We start from the raw sequence: 19,870 nt of genomic DNA on the forward strand, positions 1-19,870 counted from the left end.
ATTTTGAAACAATCAAATTTTAGGCTGTAATCCTTATCAGAAAGGGATTACAGCCATTTTTAACCCGATTTTTGTCGGACAATAATGATTTTTTATATAATCTACTTCGTGACAATTATAGGGAGGGTTAGCTATGTAGTAATCATACTTAAGATTTATTTGCTGGTCGAATTGGAGATTGTGTTTTTGTTGCTTGTAAAATTCAATAAAATCTTTTTGTATGTAATTGCAATAGTAATAATCTCCATAGTTGTAAATGTCAATCCCATCAATGTTAATATTTCTTTTGTAAAGGCCTTTAATCAGCTCTTCTTTACCAACACAAGGATCGAGTGCTGTATTTCCATCAGGGTTAATTTCAAGCATTGCCGCTGTCATAAAATCCGCAATGAATTCTGGTGTGGAATAATAGCCTAATTGACGCCTGTCAACTCCATTGTCAATTAAAACCGATTTATCAAACCTTCCCATTTATCACTGATTTTAAGATTGCTATGTCAATAATTCTCAAATATATGAAAGGCAATTGTTTTGCCAAATTTTTTAGTTAAATCGTATGCTGCTAGCTTTTGCGGCAGCGGAGTTTTAGATATATATAATTTTGTTTAATGGATTGCCGGCGGGATAAAAATTGGACTGTATATGCATGTACGTTAGGTTGTAATTTTAACGGATGTTTGGATCACTGCAGGGATAAAAAAAACTGAAATACAGCACTGTATTAGGTTCGCGAGAATTAAATATCCGGGTTGTAGGCCAGGTGAAAATTTTTTATCGCATTCTCAGCGCCTTCATTTTTGTATGGTAGCCTGGTGTTCTCGGTGCGTTGTTAGCCATGTTGTGTTATAGCGAAATCTCAGGGTGTTCATTACGGCCGCCGAAGCGTAATACCAACTTCCGGTGTTTGTTTATCCAGACTTTCCCCAGCTTCAAAATTTTTATCGCATTCTCAGGCGGTTCAAAACCCCAATAATTTCAGATCAGGTTCGGTAGGGGGCGGTGATATATTTCACGCAAGCTTATAGCGTGATTTCATTTTTGCGTTTAGAGCCGTTTTAAGCAACCGAGAGTTTTTTACAAGGGGATTGGTTGGCTGGGAAATAAGCAGCTGTATTGATTCCCGAATTGAAACTATTTGTTAGGGGCAATAATGAGGACAAACGTTCACAAGGGACCGGCCGGAACAGCGGGCACAGCGGTGTAATAACTAATATAAATTTATCTGATTAGTTACCCTATCTTTGTGTTGAGATAATTCCTATAATTTATCTTATGTTAAGTAGTAATTTGGATATTTCTCCTTTCTAAAGGCCCTTCTGCCCGATTATAGGCAGGCGCAGTTTTAAGCTTTCACGGGGGGCGGCTGGTGGCGGAGTGAGATGAATGGGATGAATTCAGATATATTGGCGTGCAGCGAGTGATCAGTAATACGTCCTGATAGAATAAGATTTTGGGTCGCTTGCGGTGAGGCTTAGAGCCGGAGAGCTAAAGGGGAAATAAACCAGGGAGAATGTACCGTTATTTTAATACGACTACTCCTCACCTGCCCGGATTTAGTATCTTGGCTGCCATGTCACAAGTTGCTACCTTTCAAATAGACCGCAGTTTTAATTTTAGTAAAGGGTTCGTGCTTGCAGGCGATTTCACCAGCGGCGTATTACGGTCCGGGCTTTTCATCAAGGTGTTGCATGAGCGCCGGGTGCTGAAGCTTCGGATTAAGAGCGTGGAGTTTATCGACGGTTACTTTCCTTTCTGAAAAATTATACCCTATATTTACGCCGTTCACTGCGATTCATATTTTATCAACTTAAGATCGATTTACTGTTCATGCCAACTAACGAGGTGCTTTCGGATGATGTGCTGCTGCTGAGGTTAAAAAACGGCGATGAGCAGGCGCTTACCTACCTGTACAAACAACACTGGCAATCATTATTTCTGCTCGCTTACCAACTGCTGAAGGACCGGGAGGCCTGCAAGGACATCGTACAGGAATTGTTTACGGAATTCTGGCAACAGGCCCCGCGGATGGAATTGCAGACTAACCTCAAAGCCTATCTCCGTGCAAGCATCCGGTATAAAGTGTTCCGGTACATCCGGCGTAACCCCAACAATGCGGCGCTGTTTGATCAGTTGGAAGAACGCATGGAACATAGCTCCCCCGAGAGTGAACTTGCCTATAAAGAACTCCAACAGGTACTGGATACGTTGATTGATAACCTGCCGGAAAAATGCCGCGTCATCTTTCGCATGAGCCGGGAGCAACAGCTTTCTAATAAGGAAATCGCTGCGCGGTTGAATATCTCTGTTAAGACGGTGGAGAACCAGATTACGATTGCCATTCGGAAGCTGCGTAAGGCGTTTCCGTATGCGGTGTTCCTGCTGTTGATAGCTAATAGATAGCGGGCGGAGGGTTGCTCGCAAAGGGGCGTAAGGTGGCAAAGAACGCAAAGGATTTGGGCGGAGGGTTGCTCGCAGAGAGGCGTAAGGTGGCAAAGAGCGCAAAGGGATTGGGGCGAGGGTTGCTCGCAAAGAGGCATAAGGTGGCAAAGTGCGCAAAGGATTGGGGCGAGGGTTTGCTCGCAGAGAGGCGTAAGGTGGCAAGGAGCGCAAAGGATTTGGGCGGAGGGTTTGCTCGCAAAGGGATTAGGTTGGTGGTTGGGTGCGAAGGGGTCCGGAGCGGAGGTTGGCGCGTGGAAGGGACTTGCATGTGCTGCGTCATCTCCTGCCTGGGCTATCTTTCGCTGAAATTTTATTCTGTTAAAAATTTTCCGTCAAAAATTTTTCCGGGGCTTTGGGGGTTGGTCAAAAAAATTGACACTATAACTCCAAACACCCACCTATGCAAAGGGAAGATTTTTTTCACCTGATTGATAAATGGACCAACGGCACAGCTTCCGAGGAGGAGCTGCGCCAATTAATGAACTACTACCACAGCTTTCCTGCCCAGGAATGGAACGACGCCACTATGGGCGACCGTGCAGCGCTGGAAGCCGGCCTCGAACAGGAGCTGCTGCAAGCCATACGGAAACCGGCTACCAATAAGACAATTCGCATGAGGCCATGGTTACGTATAGCCGCCGCCGTGGCAGGACTGCTGATCATCGCCGGGGGGATTGCCTGGTTCGGACGTAAACCGGACAGCGGGCATATCAGCAGCTCCGCTCCCATGGCATACCGCACAGCAACGGCACAGCACCTACGTGTGACCTTGCCGGACAGCACTATCGTTTTCCTCAGCCCCAACTCAACATTAGAGCAAGAAAAAGATTATGGCAAACAGGAAAGAACCGTCACCCTCACAGGAGAAGCCTTTTTTGAGATCCGGGAAAACAGCCGGCAACCATTTAAAGTACATAGTGGAGCAGTGACAGCTAAAGTGCTGGGAACCAGCTTTAACGTGCAGGCATATGCCGCGCAGCCTGATATAGCCGTTACCGTATTAACGGGGAAAGTGGCCGTGAGCAAAGGCAGCGAAACGGTGGCCTGCCAGCCCGGGAACCGCGCCGTGTACAACAAACAAAACGGAAACCTGCTCCGGGAAACCGGCGTGGATACGCAATGGATACTGGAACATCAACAGGGCCTGCTCCGGTACGACCGCGCCAACCTGCAGGCCGTGGCCGACCAACTGGGATACTATTATAACGTGAAAATCACCATCACCGGCAGCACTGCCAACTGCTTCTACGTGGGAGAATTCAATACCCGGGAACCGCTGGAAAAGGCGCTGAAACAACTCTGCCTCACGCTGAACGCCACCATGGAACATAAAAACGCGACCTTTTTTATCCGTATGAACGGATGCTGAACATGAATTCTAACGAGTATGCCTAAACGAAAAACGCCCACATAAAAAAGGCCTCCGAAGAGGCCCCGATCAGTTAAGCGCCGTTTGCCAAATCAGTCTGGACAACCTTTGGCAGCCGGCTTATTACTCAACCTTAATCTACCTAAAAGTATGAAAAAATGTGTACCTGTAATACGCATGCTAATGAAATTATCGTTGTGTACGACCATCGCTGTATGTAGCCTGGCACTGTCGCTCCTGGCCAGTTCCACAGACGCCCAGCTGCTGCAGAAAAAAATCACGATCAACAAGGAAAACGGGAAGCTGCATGATGTGCTGAATGAAATCGGCGCCGCTGCCAATCTCTCCTTCAGCTACGCCGTGAATGCCGACGTCCTGAACAGCGTGGTGACCGTAAAAGCCCGGCAGCAGCAAGCCGGCAATATTTTAAAAGAACTGCTCTCTCCTTTCGCCCTGGAGTTTTTTACCGCCGACGGAAAAGTGTTCATCCGCCGCCATGAAGACCCGCATTATGACATCACCGCTGATCCCGGGCTGACCGTGGCTTTGAAGGATATATCCGGGGTGGTCGTCAATGAAAAAGACGAACCGTTGCCAGGAGTAACGGTACGCATTAAAGACGGTTCCATCGCTACCATGACGGACAGCAAAGGCGCTTATACACTCAAAGGCGTGCCTGAAAACGCCATCCTGGTGGTGTCCTTCATGGGGTACACTACCCGGGAAATTGCATCCGGGAAAGATACCCAGCTGCACATTGTACTCACTGAGGACCCGAAAAAGCTCGGGGAAATTGTGGTGGTAGGCTACGGCACCCAAACGAAAGCCAGCCTGACGGCGGCGGTATCCACTGTGAAAGGCGCCGCTGTGGCCGAACGCCCGGTGCCCAATGTCGTCAACGCTTTACAGGGACAAGTCCCCGGCCTGTTCATCCAGCAAACCGACGCCATGCCCGGTACCAGTAATAATAAAATCCAGATCCGCGGCATCAGCACCTTGTCCAACAACCCTGTGCTGGTGCTGATTGACGGCGTTGCCGGGCAGCTGGAAACGGTGAACCCGCAGGATATCGATAATATCAGCGTCCTGAAAGACGCGTCTTCCACGGCTATTTACGGGGCGCGTGCATCCGGTGGCGTTATACTCGTTACCACGCGCCGCGGTAAAACCAACCAGCGCCCTACCCTTTCCTACGACGCCTACGCCGGCACCCAGCAGCCTACCTACCTGCCGAAGCTGGCCAACGCCGTGGATTTCATGCGGCAATGGAACGCTTCGCAATTGAACGATAATCCTTCCGCCACGCCGCGTTTTCCGGATGCAACCATTCAAAAATATGCCAGCGGCGAGCTGCCCAGCACTGATTGGGTGGATGCCATCTTCAAGGAAAATGCCCTGCAGATGCAGCATAACATCGGCATCACCGGTGGCAGCAAGCAAACGGACTATTTCATTTCACTCGGTTACCTGAAACAGGAAGGCTCTGTGAATGGCGTGCTGAATGAGCGCTTTACCTCTCGTATAAACCTGAACACCCAGCTGCTCGACAACCTGAAGTTCGGTATCAACACCGTGTACACCAGCCGCCCACGCAGCTTTGCCGGCGCGGGTATTTTCAATACCGCCATGCACTGGGCCTACATCCTCAACCCTACCGAATGGCCATACACGCCCCAGGGCCGCAACCGCAGCTACCGCGGCGGTTCCCAGCCGGTGGCCATTATTAACGACGGTGGTTTTGAACGGTATAAGGACGCTTACTTCAATACCAACATGAACCTGGAATATAATATCACCAAGGATCTCAGCGTAAAGGGGCAGTATTCTTATAACCAGCGGGATGTACGGCATAAATTATTCCAGGCTACCTATAAGCTCTATGACGATGAGGAAAAGCTGGTGACGACGCAGCAGTCCCCGAATTCCCTCCGGGACGACTTCAACAGCGCCACCAACCAGACTTTCATTGCTACTGCCAACTACCAGCACCAGTTCCGCGACCATGGGTTTAAACTGTTGCTGGGCTACAGCCAGGAAAGTTATCTCTATGAAGGCTATGGGCTGGGCCGGCAGAATTTCCTGAACAACGATATTCATGTGATTGACGGAGGCTCGGCGAATAAGGACCAATGGAGCACTAACGGGGACGCCTACCAGTGGGCCATCCAGTCGCTGTTTGGCCGCTTGTACTACAACTACCGGGACCGCTACCTGGTGGAGTTGAATAGTCGCTACGACGGCTCCTCCCGCTTCCTCAATAACCGTTGGGGCTTCTTCCCTTCCGTATCTGCCGGCTGGCGTATTTCGGAGGAACCATTTATGAAAGGCGTGGAGGTGGTGTCCAACCTGAAATTACGCGGCTCCTATGGCAAGGTGGGTAACCAGGATGCTACGGGTTACTATCCCTGGGCAAGCATCATCGGCACGGGTACTACCTATCTGAACGACAAGGCCGTTACCACTACCTATTACAGCAATACCGCCAATCCGGACCTGACCTGGGAGGAAAAGACCACGGCTAACGTGGGTCTGGATGCGTCTTTCCTGGATGATAAGCTGAGCCTGACGGTGGATGTGTTCAAAGACAAGACTACCGGCATCCTGCTTACCCCCAGCGTACCGTCCATGTTTGGCAGGGATGCGGGCGTGCGCAATATTGGCGCGATGAGCAACAAGGGCTGGGAAGTATCAGTAGGGTATCAAAACCGCGATCATGCGTTCAAATACGGCGTGGTGGCGAATATGTACAACAGTCGCAATAAAATCCTGGACCTGGGCGGCACTGCCGACATCCTGGGCGTGAACCCTACGATGGTGGGCCAGAGCCGCTGGGTATGGTATGGCTATAAAGCAATCGGGTTGTACCAATCGGAAGACGATGTGAAGTCGAGCCCGGCGTATAAACCGCAGAATAAGCCCGGGGATATTAAATACCAGGATACCAACCAGGACGGCAAGATTACGCCGGAAGACCGCGTGCTGCTGGGCGACGCCGAGCCGCACCTGATGTTTGGCATCAACGCCAACGCCAGCTGGAAGCAGTTGGATGTATCCCTCTTGTTACAAGGCGTGCTGCGGAACAGGACCTACCTTACCGGTTACGCCACTACCCCGTTTCAGTACGGGGGTACTTTCACTACCGATCTGCTGGACTCCTGGCGGCCGGATAACCGGGATGCCCGTTATCCGCTGATGCGGCAGGATCAGAGCGTGAACACCGAGTTTTCCGACTGGTGGCTGTTTGACTCCCGTTACCTGCGTTTGAAAAACCTGCAGCTGGGGTACACGGTGCCGAATCATTTGCTGCAGCGGGCGAAGGTGAGCTACCTGCGCATTTATGTCATCATGGAAAATGCGTTTACCCTGAAGGCGAAGGACTTCCCTTCCAGCTACGATCCGGAGATTGACAACTGGCAGTCAGGCGTGAACTTCCCGCAGTTGAAAACTTATTCACTTGGCCTTAACCTGAAATTCTAAGACTATGCACTTCCAACCACGCTATATATTACTTTCCGCCTTACTGAGTACAGGATTGTTCTCCTGCAGTAAATACCTGGACCGCCCGCCGTTAGACCAGTATTCTGATGCTACGTACTGGACGACGGAGCAGGACGCTGTGAAGTTTGCCTCACGGATATACGAATTTATGCCCAGCGCCGACTTCTTCATCTGCTATGAAGGGATGAGCGATAATGCGCTGTCCAAAACCGCTTCCTGGGGCAACACTCTGCGCAATGCGCAGCTGATTGGCAACAGCACGTTTGTGGCTACCACCGGCAGTTTGGACGATGAGTGGCGCTATGACCAGATCCGGCATTGCCTGGAATTCCTTACCAATGTGGAGAAGGTACCGGACATGAATCCTGCGCTGAAGAAACGTTTGATAGCAGAAGTAAAGGTTTGCCTGGCCTACCGTTATTACATGATGACTACCCTCTTCGGCGATGTGCCGCTGGTGACAAAGATTTTCAGCTCCCCTGCCGAGGCGGACGTGCCGCAGGATAAAAAAGAGGCTGTAGTGGCGCAGGTGATCAAATGGCTGGACGAGGCCGCGCCTGACCTCCCTCCTTCCTATTCCGGGGACGATAAGGGGCGCTTTACCGCAGGGGCGGCACGGGCGCTGAAGGCGCGGGTGCTGCTGTATAACGGGGATAACGCCGGCGCGGCCAGGGCTGCGCAGGAAGTGATCAGTAGCGGGGCGTATTCCCTTTACCCGGATTACTACAACCTCTTCCAGCAGGCGGGTGATTATTCCAGCGAAAACATCATCAGCTATATTCATATCAAGGAGATCAAGCCGAATGCGCTGCGTGACATCACGGGCGTGAACAGCGTTTCAGGGGGTACTTTGTATTTAAATCCTTTGCCATCGCTGGTAGATGATTATGAAAGCGCGGCGGGGTATTACCCGTACACGAATGACCCGGCGTATGATGTACACACGCCGTGGAAGCAGCGCGACCCACGCCTGGCGGCTACTATTTATTTTCCCGGCAGTACGCTAGCCAATGGGAAAATGTATGATCCGTTGAATAACAGCCTTGATAAAATCGGGGGAGATAAAGCTACCTACACGGGCTACGCCTTCAAGAAAATGTTTGATAAAACGGATTTGGAAGTCCGTGATAACGGGGGTAACGACTGGCACATACTCCGGTATGCGGAAGTACTCCTCACCTTTGCGGAGGCCGAAAACGAGGTAGCCGGGCCTACGGCCGCGGTGGTGGAAGCCATCAACCAAATCCGCCGCAGGGCGGGCATGCCGGAGGTAGCCGAGACCTTTGCCATCAACGGCTGGACGCTGGATCAGGCCGGGATGCGCCGTTTCATCCGGCATGAACGGAGGATTGAGCTGGCCGGGGAAGGACATCGTTACTTCGACATCCTGCGCTGGAAGGAAGGCAAAAACCTGCTTAACGGTCCCGTGTACACGCTTGACGCCAGCGCCGGCCTGAGCGACCTGCCTGCTACCGGCGGCAGTACCAACAAATTCGTGAAGACGAAGCTGGAGGACCGTTACTTCAACAGCGACAAATACTATGTATGGCCCATCCCGCAGAATATCCTGGATGGCAGCCGCAAACTGCAACAACAATCCGCCTGGAAATAAAACCACCACAACTATAAACCGATACATCGTGAAACTGACCCGTATTATCACTGCCATGTGCCTGCTGCCTTTACTGGCGGCCGGCCCTGTGCAGGCACAGCAACAGCCATCGTTACATGAGCGCCAGCAACAATTTACAGACCTGCGGTTTGGTATGTTCATACATTTCAACATCCCTACTTTTATGGAGGACGACTGGGCTGACCCGGACGCATCGCCGGCAATTTTCAATCCGCGTAAGCTCGATTGCCGCCAGTGGGCAGATGCCGCCGTATCCGCACATATGAGCTATGGTTGCCTTACGACCAAGCACCATAGCGGGTTTGCCATCTGGGATACGAAGACCACGGATTACAACGTCATGCACTCGCCATTGAAGCGCGATGTGGTGAAGGAGTATGTGAATGCGTTCCGGGCGAAGGGCCTGAAAGTGATGTTATATTTTTCCATCCTGGATACCCATCACCAGATCCGGCCGGGGCATATTACCCCGCAGCATATCGCGATGATCAAGTCGCAGCTGACGGAGTTGCTTACCAACTACGGCGCTATTGACGCGATGATCATCGACGGCTGGGATGCGCCATGGAGCCGTATTTCGTACGAGGATGTGCCTTTTGGGGAAATCTATGGGCTGATCAAACAGCTGCAGCCCGCCTGCCTGGTGATGGATCTGAATGCGGCGAAATATCCAGCGGAGGCTTTGTTCTATACCGATATCAAATCCTACGAGCAGGGCGCGGGCCAGCATATTTCCACCAGTACCAACCGGCTGCCGGCACTGGCCTGCCTGCCGTTGCAGCAGAACTGGTTTTACAAGACCGGCTTTGCCACCACGCCGGTGAAAGATCCGGCCAAACTGGTGAATGAGATTATTGTACCGTATAATAAAGCCTGGTGTAATTTCATTTTGAACGTGGCGCCCAACCGGGATGGTTTGTTTGACGACAATGCCCTTGCGGCGTTGAAAGCCATTGGGCAGCAATGGAAGAACGAGGGGCCGGTAGCGCCGTTGCCGGCCAATGAAGCGCCTATTATTGCGGAGAATATTGCCAAGCACCAACCGGCCAATGGCAGTTGGAGCAATGATATGAACATTATGGACTTTGGCAACGATGACCGCTTTGGCAGCACCTGGCAGTCCAACCCGGCGGTAAAGCAACCCTGGTACGAAGTAGCGTTTACCAAAGAGCGCTCTTTCAACATGATTACGATTACAGAAGATAAGCAACGCATTACCAGCTATCGCCTGGAATACAATGAGAACGGCATATGGAAACCGATACCGGGTACCGGTACGGATGCCGGCAGGGTAAAGATACACCGCTTCCGGAGGGTTTGGGGCAATAAGGTCAGGATGGTTATTACCGGCTTTACCGAAGCGCCTGCTATTGCGGAGTTCGGGATATATGATGAAAAGCGAAATTAGATCTCTCCCCAAAAAAATAAAAAAAGGGTGTATCAGCTATGATACACCCTTTTTTATGTGCAGGCCACTGATTAGTTTTTGGAGAGCTCCACGTCCTTTGCCACACCTGTATTGCTGATCACTTTAAAAGTCATCAGCACCGTACCGGCGGGTGCGGTCAACGGGTTGCCCTGACGGACGTTATGGATTTTCACCAGTTTCGTGTTTTTGAATACATCCGGCGCTTTGTCTGCATCTACCCCGTTGGGAATAAAGCCGAAGCCGAGGCCTTCCGGCTGGAGGAAGCCCTGGTTAAAGCATTTGTAGAAGTAATGCAGGCAAGAGTTATAGCCTGCCGGCACGGGGATCACGTTGCCGTCCACCTTCATCGTCACCTTTGCTTTGACCGGGTTGATGGTCATGATGATGGTGGAAGCGTAGGCAAAGAAAGACGGATCATCGTGTGTGCGTAACAGGTTGGTCACCTTGTTGGCGCTGTTGGAGTAATAGCCCGTCAGCTGCACGGTATCCTTACTGTAGCGCAGGAGGCGGAAATCAAAATCGAGCCAGCCGTATTCCTTCAGCAGCGAGAGTAATTCGCTGTTATGGAAGGTCAGGCTTAGCTGGATAGGCCCGTTGGTATCAAAGGCCCCTCCTATTTCCTCCGTATAGATGGTTTGGGAGGCGAAGTTTGCGTAGTTGGGAAGCAGTTGTACCAGCGCGTTTTTGATGGATGCATTGGCCGGGTTGTCCAGTATTTGCCGGAGCTGGTATTCCGAATAAGGCCGCAGCAGATTGATGAGCTGTAAGGCCAGGGAGGACTCGCTGGCAGTAAGCGTTCCGGAAGCGCGCAGCCTTGTCAGGTCGCTCACCATTCCATTGTTATCAATGGAGAAGATATTGGCGGAGGAATCCTTGGAGAGCTGTAACAGGAAGGCCGGGAACTTATTGTTATACGGACTGATGGGAATATCCCAGGCCCAGAGGGTCGTTTCATCGTCCGTGAGGTTTTTGAAGGCATCCTGTTTGTCCTTTTCGAAGGAGTTGGTATTGCCAGGCGGGCGACTCAGGTCGTCCGCCTTTTCGCAGGCAACGTTGGTAAGGCCGAGGACAGCTGCCGCGGCGAAGACCAGCTTATGCGTATGAAAGAATTTATGCAGCTTTTTCATAAAAGATCAAATTGAATTAACGGATACAAATCACTCGTACTTTCTTTTCAGGGCAATCAGTTCATCCACCACTGACTGCTGTTGCAGGTAATCGCGCAGGGCGGTGATGGGGATGCCGAGGTTGGCGAAGTACCTTGTCACCAGCTGGTATTTAGTTTTGGTAGCTTCGTTGGTGAGGTAATAGGTCTGGATTTCCGCATCGGAGAGCCAGATGATGGTTTGCACGTAAGTGGCGAAGTCCTCATGTTCGTTTTGCATACCGTACGGAATGAAGAATCCTTTGGAGATCGCTTCCTCATAGGTTACGCGCAGGTACTGGTTGGAACCTCTCAGGTAATTGGTACGGGCGGGCACTTCGAAGCCGATGGGTATCTGGTGTTTGCTATCCAGGAAGTGCGTGTATTCGTGGTACACAAAGCCAATCAGGCCGGCATCGTTGGGGAAGCTGGTAGGCGCTTCGTTGTAGATGGCGTTGAGGAAGTCATCGTCCGCGCCGGGGCCGGTGGCCCGCAGTACCTGGCCGAATGGCGTGAGTCCGCCGAGGGTCAGCCTGTTTGGCTGGATGTTACCCGCCTGGCCGGCAGTGGATTCCCCGAAGCTTTCGCTGCCGCCGTAGTTGAGTCCGTTGCCGATGAGCAGGAGCCGTACCGGCGTTTCTTTGGTAGCGGTAAGCGCGGGGCCGCTCACGGCGTCCATGGCTTTGAAGTAAATAATTTCCAGCATTTCGAGGTAAGGCAGCACATCCTCTTCCCTGGCCGGATTGGCTACAACGTCCGGCGCATAGGCGAAACGGTTCCATTTATATTCCACGATGATGCCGTACTTGTCGAATATTTCCTTTTGTTTTTTACCCAGCGGCGTGCGTGTGTCAAACGTTGGCGCCGGGTCCACATCCGCGGTCAGCGGATCTTCTTTCTTTCTGCAGGATGCCAGTACCACGAGGAGGGTCACCAGCAAACAGAGGGTCCTTTTATTGTATTTCATATGAAATAGAATTTGGGCTAAAAATGTTTACAGATCAGGGTTGCGTGTAATCTCTTCCGTAGGCAGCTGGATGACGTAGTCCTCCGGCTTGGTACCGTCAATTTTATAAGTACCGGAGCGGCCCTGGTGGGTCACCGGGATATTATGGCGGCGCATGTCGAACCAACGCATACCCTCGCTACTGAAGCGGATCCGTTTAATACGCAGCAGCATTTGAATGGCTGCATCGCGGGTGGTTAGCTTTGGCAGGGCTGCAATCCTGGCGGCGGCGGAATCGTTGCGGAAGGTTTGGTTGTTGATCAGGAGCGTCAGATCGGCCTGGGCCTGGGGCGTCATGCCTTTGGCTTTTTCGATTTCGGCTTCTGCCCTGTTGAACAGCACTTCGTCGACCGTGAGCAGGGGCAGGTTACCGCTGCGGGTAGCGAGCGACTGGAACAGCATCAGCTTTTGCGGCACGTAGTCGTTATGCAGGGCGCTGGTGATGATCACGTAGTTGTTCTGCGGGTCCGCGCCTTCATCCCTCAGCATTTGCACGGCCGGGTAAGGGTACATGCCCATCCAGAAATACGCGAGCAGCTGGTAGGTGTTGTTGCCCATGAGGATGTAGCTGGCGTTTGCCGGGTTGAAGTAGGCAGTGGAATACTGCATATAGTCAACGATGGTGTTGCGGAGGTTCTTCACGTTGAGCGGCGTGTTGCGTCTGCGCAGGAGGTCGTTGGCATATTTGATACTGTTATCCCAGTCTTTCTTGTTGAGGTACACGCGGGAAAGCAGCGCATTCACAGCGTCGACGCTGAAGTTGAACTGCGGGTTTTGCAGGGGCTGGTCTTCCACGAGGGTCAGGGCTTCCGTGAGGTCTTTGATCACTTCGTCATAGACTTTTTGCACGGGCACCTGTTTGTAGCCCACTACCGGTTCGCCGCTATAGGCTTCGATAAACGGAATACCCTTGTCGGAAGCTGCGGTGGCCGGGTTGTATTGTTTTGCAAAGAGGTTTACCAGCATGTAATTGCAGTAAGCCCTGATTGCCAGCGCTTTTCCGCGGATTACTTTCACTCTTTTTTCTTCCTCGGGACTGGCAGCCGTATAGGCTTTCAGTTTATCGATGATGAGCAGGGAGTTGATGATACAGTTGTAATAGCGCCTGAAGGCGGATACGGGATTGAACCCGGACGAGAGGAAGCGTGTGGCCGGCAGGGATTGGCGGCAGATGTCGAACTCGAATATGGGCAAAATCTGGTTTACTGCATCTTCTACGTTGTGGCCTGCGAGGTCCCTGAAGATGTAGTCATCACTCATGATATCGGTGAAGTGATGATCCGAGTACGGCATGAGCTGGTTCAGCGTTTTCTCCATATCCGGCAGGGTTACGATCAGCGTCCTGTTGTCTACCGGCGCTTCCAGGAATTTGCTACAGGATACATTGGACAGGGTCAGCACGGTGCTGATGGCCAGCACGGCGCCGGATAATCCGTATGTACGCAAACCTTTTAATTTATATCTCTTCAACATATTATACATTTTAATTTAGGTGGTCCGGTCTGGATCAGAAGGTGGCAGACAGGCTGAAGGTGAATGATTTAACCGGTGGCATATTCATACCGCTGAGAATTGTTTCCGGGTCTACCCCGTTGAATTTCTCGGATGCGAACACGGCCAGGTTGGAAGCTTCCAGGCTGGCGGTGAGGCCTTGCATGCGCAGGGAGCGCGCAAATTTCGAGAAGTTGTATTGCAGGATGATATTGCGCAGGCGCAGGAAAGACGCGTTGATGGTACGGATATCCGCCCGGTTGTACAGGCCGAATACGGATTCATCAAAGAAGCCGAGGTTAATGTAATCATTCACATCATCCGGCAGGAGGAGGCGCGGGATATTGGTAAAGGCCTCATCTCCTTTTGCCCGCCATCTGTAGGCGAAGTCGCCGCTCTGGTTCAGGTCATCCCGGTAGAGGGAAGAGAGCGTACCGCCCCTGTAGTAATCTGCTTTGCGCACTACGTGGCCGGTGTTAAAGACGAAGGATACGCCCAGCAGCCAGTTTCTGTATGCGAAGTTAGAAGTGAAACCGCCGGAGTACATCGGATCGCGGCTACCCTGGTACACGATGTTGCTCAGGTCCCTGCTGGCATTCGGAAACCCGAGTACGGTACCGCCTTTGGAATCCCGGTAGGTAGCGAGGCCCTGGTCGTTCAGGCCGGCGAACGGAAACGCGTAGAGGCCTGTTACCGGCATTCCCTTGCGGGCGAAGCCTTCGGATACGGTGGCATCGAATACGGATGGGTTGTTACCCTGGTAGTCGGACAGTACAGTGTTTTTATTGTAGCCCACGTTGACCATACCAGACCATTTGAAATCGCCCACTACTTTGATCGGGCGGATGTTCAGGGATGCTTCCATACCGCGGTTCTGCATATCGGCCCAGTTAAAGAGTTTGGTCTGGTAACCGGAGGAGGTTTGCACCTGTTTGTAGCCTACGAGGTCGAAGTTCTTCCTGTTGTAGTAGTTCACGGTGAAGTCCATGGCATCGAAGAGGGTGAAGTCGATACCGGTACTGAACATGTATTCCTTTTCGAATTCGAGGGAGGAGTTTTCCGCCTCAACGATATTTACACCGGTGGTATTATATGCGGGGAAAGAAGGGCGCACGATGTTTACGTAGTAGGCCACGAGTTCAGGGCCTCTGTAGCCGGCATTACCTCTCAGGCCGTAGGATACGCGGAGTTTACCATTAGACACGACGTTGCTGATGCCTTCCAGGAAGCTTTCTTCCGTGAAGTTCCAGGCGCCGCCCACTGCCCAGGTGGGCAGGAAGCGATTACGTGTAGCCCTGCCCGATACGTTGGTGGCATCGTTGCGGAGGGAGGCGTCCAGCACGTATTTACCGCTGTAGTTATACGAGAGGCTGGAATAGTAGGACACTGCGTTGCGCGTGAAGTCGTTCACGTAGGCGGCAGCGCCCTGGAGGAGGTTACGGCCGTTGTACATCCTTCTTTCATCCGCAGGCAGGCTGTTGCTCACCTGCAGGCGTTCGTAGGCCAGCGGCGAGGAGGCGAAGGTCTTACTGTCTGCCCGGTAGCCATAGTTGCGGGAGAAGGAAGAGGTTTGTTTGTTCTGCGTTACTTCCATACCGCCCATGAGGGAGAGCTTATGCTGTTTGGTATCGAAGACGGTCCATTCCAGTTGTCCGCGTAGGGTATAGAACCTGGATTCCACTGTTTCCTTATCGAGGATCCCTCCTTCCGGCAGCACGGTTTGCGGCAGTTCGTAGGACGGTGAGCCGGGGCGTTTATAGAGCCGTTCATTGAAATCGCGGATACGGAATTCATCCGCGCGGAATTGTTCCGCGTAGTTGGAGTTTTCCGTCTGGATCTCGTCGATGGTGGAGTTGGCGAAGCGCATGTTCATGAGGCCGGAGGCTTTGAGCTTCGGGGTAATGTTATAGGTCAGGTTGAGCTGGCCGGAGAAGTCACTATTTTGCAGCTTGATGTAGTTATTGTCGATTTCCTGGATGATATTAAAATCAGCGTATCCTTTTTTATAGTATTTGTATTTGCCATCATCGTCATAGGGTTTGGCGGCGCGGCTGGCGTCCCTGGCGTAGATGAAGGGGTTCACCTGGGTGCCGGGCTGGCGCTGGTCCCTGCGGGCGTATTTCAGCATTACTTCCGCGAAGAATTTGTCCGTTACCTGCCATCCGTTCACGAGGTTGGCGGTGTACCGTTTCGCGTATTCGCCCAGGGTTTTGCCGGGGTCGTCGTAATAGCTGAGGGACAGGCGGGTGCTTGTTTTGTCGGAGCCGGAGCTAACGCTTACCGAATGTTGCTGGGTGAAGCTGTTTTTGTACAGCGCATCGAACCAGTCGGTATTTACGGTTTTGAGGTCGCGGATCTTTTCGCGGAGCTGCGCTTCGGTAATTTCCTTGCGGTTATACTGGTTGAGCAGGTCGGAATAAGGGCCGGAGATATTGGCGGTAAAGTTTTGCAGGTAGGCGTCGTAGATGGTAAACAGTTCCTGGTTGAGTTCCACCTGGTCTTTCGAGTTGAGTACGTCGAAGTCGCGGATAGAAGGCTTTAGGGAATAGGTACCATTGAAGGAATAGTTCACCCGGAGCGGCGCGCTTTTCTGGGCGCGTTTGGTGGTGATAACGATTACCCCGTTCACCGCGCGGGTACCGTACATGGCGGTGGCGGTAGCGTCTTTGAGTACGGTGATATCTTCGATATCATCCGGGTTGACGGTAGAGAGCGCGCTGGCGAGGAGGTTGCGGGCGTTACCGGCGTATAGTTCCGATGGCGCGATATTGAGCGGGGATTCCAGCGGCACACCGTCCAGCACCCAGAGGGGTTCGTTGATACCGGAGATGGAGGCGCTACCCCTCACGCGGATTTTGGGGGCGGTACCGAATACGGAGGAGGTGTTTTGGATGGCGACGCCTGCTACCTGCCCCTGGAGCATTTTATCGAGCGTACCGATGCTGGGCACCTTGATATCCTTTACCCGGACGGTGGTGGCGGCGCCGGCGTAATCGATTTTTCTGAGTGTCTGGTAACCGGTAACCACTACTTCACCGATGTTGTTGTTAGGGCTCAGGACGATTTGGATGCGGGTGGCGCTGGCGACCACGTATTCCCGGGATTTGAAACCTACCATGGAGATGATGAGGGTTGTGCCGGGGGTTACATTTTTGAGGACGAACACCCCGTTGGCATCAGCGATGGCTCCCTGGTTGGTGCCTTTGATCTGGATACTGGCGCCGGGCAGCGGGGCGCCTTTCTCGTCTTTTACCACACCCTGGAGGTCCAGTACGGCCTTTTCAGAATAATAGTACCGTGGGGCGGCGGATGCCGGCAGCGGCGCCGGCGAGCTGGCCATCACGGTACTACTGCATAGTAGTTGGGTAATCACTACACAGCATAGGCTGGGAAAATGCGTAATTGATTGCTTCATAATTACCGGATATTTAATAGAACTTGATTGCTGAGATGTAATGGTATAGGCATGGAAGGGTAATTCCACAGCACAGCGCTACAGTTAAAAAAATTACGTTTATACGTCTACGTTAACACTACCACGGGGTACAACAGCTCATCCGCACCGGAACATCTCCCAGGCAGCATTGTCAGATTAAATAGTGCGGGTACATCTCAAAAATGATGAACGAGCGACGTTAGATTTGGTTGTTAAGCTTTTTATTATTGGGTATGTAACACGGGCTACATAAGCCATAGGTTGCTTCCTTTTAAATATACAAAAAAGGAACGCGATAAAATTACTTTTTATTATATTGATAGTAAAGGGAATATGTTAAGCGGAGGATAAAGCGGATTTTTGGCGATGGGTTTATGGGGTATGCGATGCGTATGAGGGCGGGTATAAAAGGCAGGAGCGGCGCAAACGGGCTGCTGCTGCGGGTACGATGCAGTGGTCCTGAGGATGGAGTAGCTCTTTTTCTCCCATTATTTAAAAATTAATTTCTATTTATCTAGTGTGTGAAAATGTATGGTCAGGATTTTCTGACTGGTAGGTGAATGCGGGTGGAGGATTTTTTTTGCTGGCGAGGGTGCTGGCAGCGTTTTCCGGATGGCGAGGGTGCGGCATAAAAAAACGGCCGCCTGGGGGCAGCCGCTTTTACACAACTAATATTAAAACCATATTACTTATTGCCGCCTTCTTTTTGACGGGGGCCGCCCTGCGGAGGATTGGCTTTTCTGTAAGCCTGCAGTTCCTCTTTGGTCAGGAAGCCGTCCTTATTGGCATCGATGGCTGCAAAATTTTCGCTCAGGCGGGAAGTTCTTTTATCTTCTTTAGCGGCTGCATCTACTTCTGCCTTGCTCAGTTTGCCGTCGTTATCGGTATCAATTTTTTTGAAGAAACCTTCCCGGCGGTCCTGTTGTGGCTGTTGCGGTTGTTGCGCGTAGGTTTCAACGGTGAAAAAGGTGGCGCCCATTAACAAACCTGCTACAAATAATTGCTTCATCATGATGTTAGATTTAGAGTTTTTGTGATGACTATTTTTTTCTTCAGTCATACTGATCGTTCAGCATACCTGGTTTGTTATTTTAGATATTACCAATTTACGGAAGTTTAAGGCGCGGATAAGGGCGGCGGTGGCAGGGTTGCCGGGTGCGGAATGTTAAGGAAAAGTGAGAAGTGTCGACTGCAGGGGATTTCAGGGGAAAATAGCTTGAGGTGCGGGGATGGAAGGTTAACGGTATTTAACAGTAGTTGACATTGTTTAACAGTTCGGGGGTGGGAAAGTCCGCGATTGAGGGTGCGGGTAATTTCGGGAATTCGTTCGGGGGAGTTAAAGTTCCCGATTGAGCGTTACAATAAATACATGCCCCCCCGCGCCGGTCATCACTTTTTTACAGTCCCTACTTGCGCATCTACATAATTCCTAGTAATTTAAACGTCCATAAGGAATCCACGTTTTATGCAACCAAACAGCAGCCACCTGGCAGAGAAAGAGCATGAGAATAAAAAGGGCTCGCACAAAAATATCTGGTATGGCATTGGCCGGCACCGGATTGAAATTCCGAAAACCGTGCTGAAGGCCAAAGTACAGGGCAACCAACTGATGAAAGCCCTGCACATCCGCTCTATAGGCTATTATCCGAAAGCGCAGGACCATTATACCTACCGCAAGAAAGGGCTGCCGGAAAATTTTCTTTTTTATTGCGTGGATGGCCACGGCTGGTATGAGGTAAACGGGAAGCGCTTTGAAGTAGGCCCGAACGAATGCTTCATACTGCCGCAAAATGTAGAACACGCCTATGGCAGCAGCGATGAGCATCCCTGGAGCATTTACTGGGTGCACTTTGGTGGCGACGGGCTAGCGGAATTCAACCGCATGCAGGCTGTACAGAAATACTTTGAACCGCATTACATCAAAAATAACGGCGACATCATTCCCCTGTTCAACAAGATTTACAAATCGCTGGAACTGGGGTATAGCCTGGACAACCTCGTGTACGCGAACATGTGCCTGGTGCAGTTCATCAACCTGTTTATTTACAATGCGCGCCATTACGAGGCTACGCAGACGGATAAATCCGATTGCGTGGACAATGCCATCCTCTATATGCAACAACGCATCAATGATAAGATTTCGCTGAACGAACTGGGCAAGCAGTATAATTACTCCGTGTCCAGGTTTTCCAATTTGTTTAAACAGAAAACGGGCTATGCCCCGATTGATTATTTTGTACAGCTGAAAATGCAAAAGGCTTGTCAGCAGCTGGACTTCACGACGCGTTCCGTCAAGGACATCGCCTTCAGTATGGGCTTCGATGATCCGTATTATTTTTCCCGGCGCTTCAGAGCCGTCATTGGGATGTCGCCCAAAAAATACCGGCTGCTCAACAACGACCAGCGCAAAACGCCTTCCTGACTT

The 19,870-nt window shown here is 51.4% G+C and carries 14 protein-coding genes; 7 read left to right on the top strand and 7 right to left on the bottom strand.

The genetic code is table 11. From position 1 onward, the window contains the following. Positions 1-36: 36 nt before the first annotated feature. Positions 37-471: a hypothetical protein gene (locus BOC67_RS16940; protein ID WP_291911822.1), complete on the bottom strand. Its 435-nt coding sequence runs from the start codon at positions 469-471 to the stop codon at positions 37-39. Between the two features lie 1,039 nt (positions 472-1,510). On the opposite strand from BOC67_RS16940, the gene BOC67_RS16945 reads away from it, so the two are divergent. Both BOC67_RS16945 and BOC67_RS16950 read left to right on the top strand, forming a co-directional pair. Continuing rightward, on the top strand, positions 1,511-1,756 hold the full coding sequence (locus BOC67_RS16945) for a hypothetical protein (protein WP_291911823.1): 246 nt from the start codon (positions 1,511-1,513) through the stop codon (positions 1,754-1,756). Between the two features lie 71 nt (positions 1,757-1,827). After that, positions 1,828-2,400: an RNA polymerase sigma-70 factor gene (locus BOC67_RS16950; protein WP_291911824.1), complete on the top strand. Its 573-nt coding sequence runs from the start codon at positions 1,828-1,830 to the stop codon at positions 2,398-2,400. Here the strand turns inward: BOC67_RS16950 and BOC67_RS16955 are convergent. Next, positions 2,390-2,638: a hypothetical protein gene (locus BOC67_RS16955; RefSeq protein ID WP_291911825.1), complete on the bottom strand. Its 249-nt coding sequence runs from the start codon at positions 2,636-2,638 to the stop codon at positions 2,390-2,392. The two genes, BOC67_RS16950 and BOC67_RS16955, sit on opposite strands and share 11 nt — an antisense overlap. A 201-nt stretch (positions 2,639-2,839) precedes the next feature. Here BOC67_RS16955 and BOC67_RS16960 point away from each other — a divergent pair, with 201 nt between their 5' ends. The 4 genes from BOC67_RS16960 (at position 2,840) to BOC67_RS16975 (ending at position 10,347) form a co-directional block, all read left to right on the top strand. Continuing rightward, a complete protein-coding gene (locus tag BOC67_RS16960; RefSeq protein ID WP_291911826.1) occupies positions 2,840-3,808 on the top strand; it encodes a FecR family protein in 969 nt (322 codons plus the stop codon). Positions 3,809-3,991: 183 nt separating this feature from the next. Next, positions 3,992-7,285, top strand: coding sequence for a TonB-dependent receptor (locus BOC67_RS16965; protein WP_291911827.1), 3,294 nt, complete (start codon positions 3,992-3,994; stop codon positions 7,283-7,285). A gap of 4 nt (positions 7,286-7,289) precedes the next feature. Continuing rightward, on the top strand, positions 7,290-8,918 hold the full coding sequence (locus BOC67_RS16970) for a RagB/SusD family nutrient uptake outer membrane protein (RefSeq protein WP_291911828.1): 1,629 nt from the start codon (positions 7,290-7,292) through the stop codon (positions 8,916-8,918). Between the two features lie 28 nt (positions 8,919-8,946). Next, the gene (locus BOC67_RS16975; protein ID WP_291911829.1) at positions 8,947-10,347 is read left to right on the top strand and encodes an alpha-L-fucosidase; all 1,401 of its coding nucleotides are present in this window, start codon (positions 8,947-8,949) and stop codon (positions 10,345-10,347) included. Between the two features lie 71 nt (positions 10,348-10,418). Here BOC67_RS16975 and BOC67_RS16980 read toward each other — a convergent pair whose 3' ends face one another. The 5 genes from BOC67_RS16980 to BOC67_RS17000 form a co-directional block, all read right to left on the bottom strand. Then, positions 10,419-11,495 carry a hypothetical protein gene (locus BOC67_RS16980; RefSeq protein WP_291911830.1) on the bottom strand — a complete coding sequence of 359 codons (1,077 nt, stop codon included), beginning with the start codon at positions 11,493-11,495 and terminating at the stop codon, positions 10,419-10,421. A gap of 30 nt (positions 11,496-11,525) precedes the next feature. Next, the gene (locus BOC67_RS16985) at positions 11,526-12,479 is read right to left on the bottom strand and encodes a putative zinc-binding metallopeptidase (protein ID WP_291911831.1); all 954 of its coding nucleotides are present in this window, start codon (positions 12,477-12,479) and stop codon (positions 11,526-11,528) included. A 27-nt stretch (positions 12,480-12,506) separates the two neighbouring features. Next, positions 12,507-13,991: a RagB/SusD family nutrient uptake outer membrane protein gene (locus tag BOC67_RS16990; protein WP_291911832.1), complete on the bottom strand. Its 1,485-nt coding sequence runs from the start codon at positions 13,989-13,991 to the stop codon at positions 12,507-12,509. Positions 13,992-14,025: 34 nt separating this feature from the next. Continuing rightward, positions 14,026-17,424: a SusC/RagA family TonB-linked outer membrane protein gene (locus tag BOC67_RS16995; protein ID WP_291911833.1), complete on the bottom strand. Its 3,399-nt coding sequence runs from the start codon at positions 17,422-17,424 to the stop codon at positions 14,026-14,028. A gap of 706 nt (positions 17,425-18,130) precedes the next feature. After that, the gene (locus tag BOC67_RS17000; protein WP_291911835.1) at positions 18,131-18,457 is read right to left on the bottom strand and encodes a hypothetical protein; all 327 of its coding nucleotides are present in this window, start codon (positions 18,455-18,457) and stop codon (positions 18,131-18,133) included. Between the two features lie 453 nt (positions 18,458-18,910). Here BOC67_RS17000 and BOC67_RS17005 point away from each other — a divergent pair, with 453 nt between their 5' ends. Next, complete coding sequence (locus tag BOC67_RS17005; protein ID WP_291911836.1) at positions 18,911-19,867, top strand: AraC family transcriptional regulator; 957 nt, start codon at positions 18,911-18,913, stop codon at positions 19,865-19,867. Positions 19,868-19,870: the final 3 nt, after the last annotated feature.

This window comes from Chitinophaga sp. CB10 (assembly GCA_001870995.2).
GTDB lineage: Bacteria > Bacteroidota > Bacteroidia > Chitinophagales > Chitinophagaceae > Chitinophaga.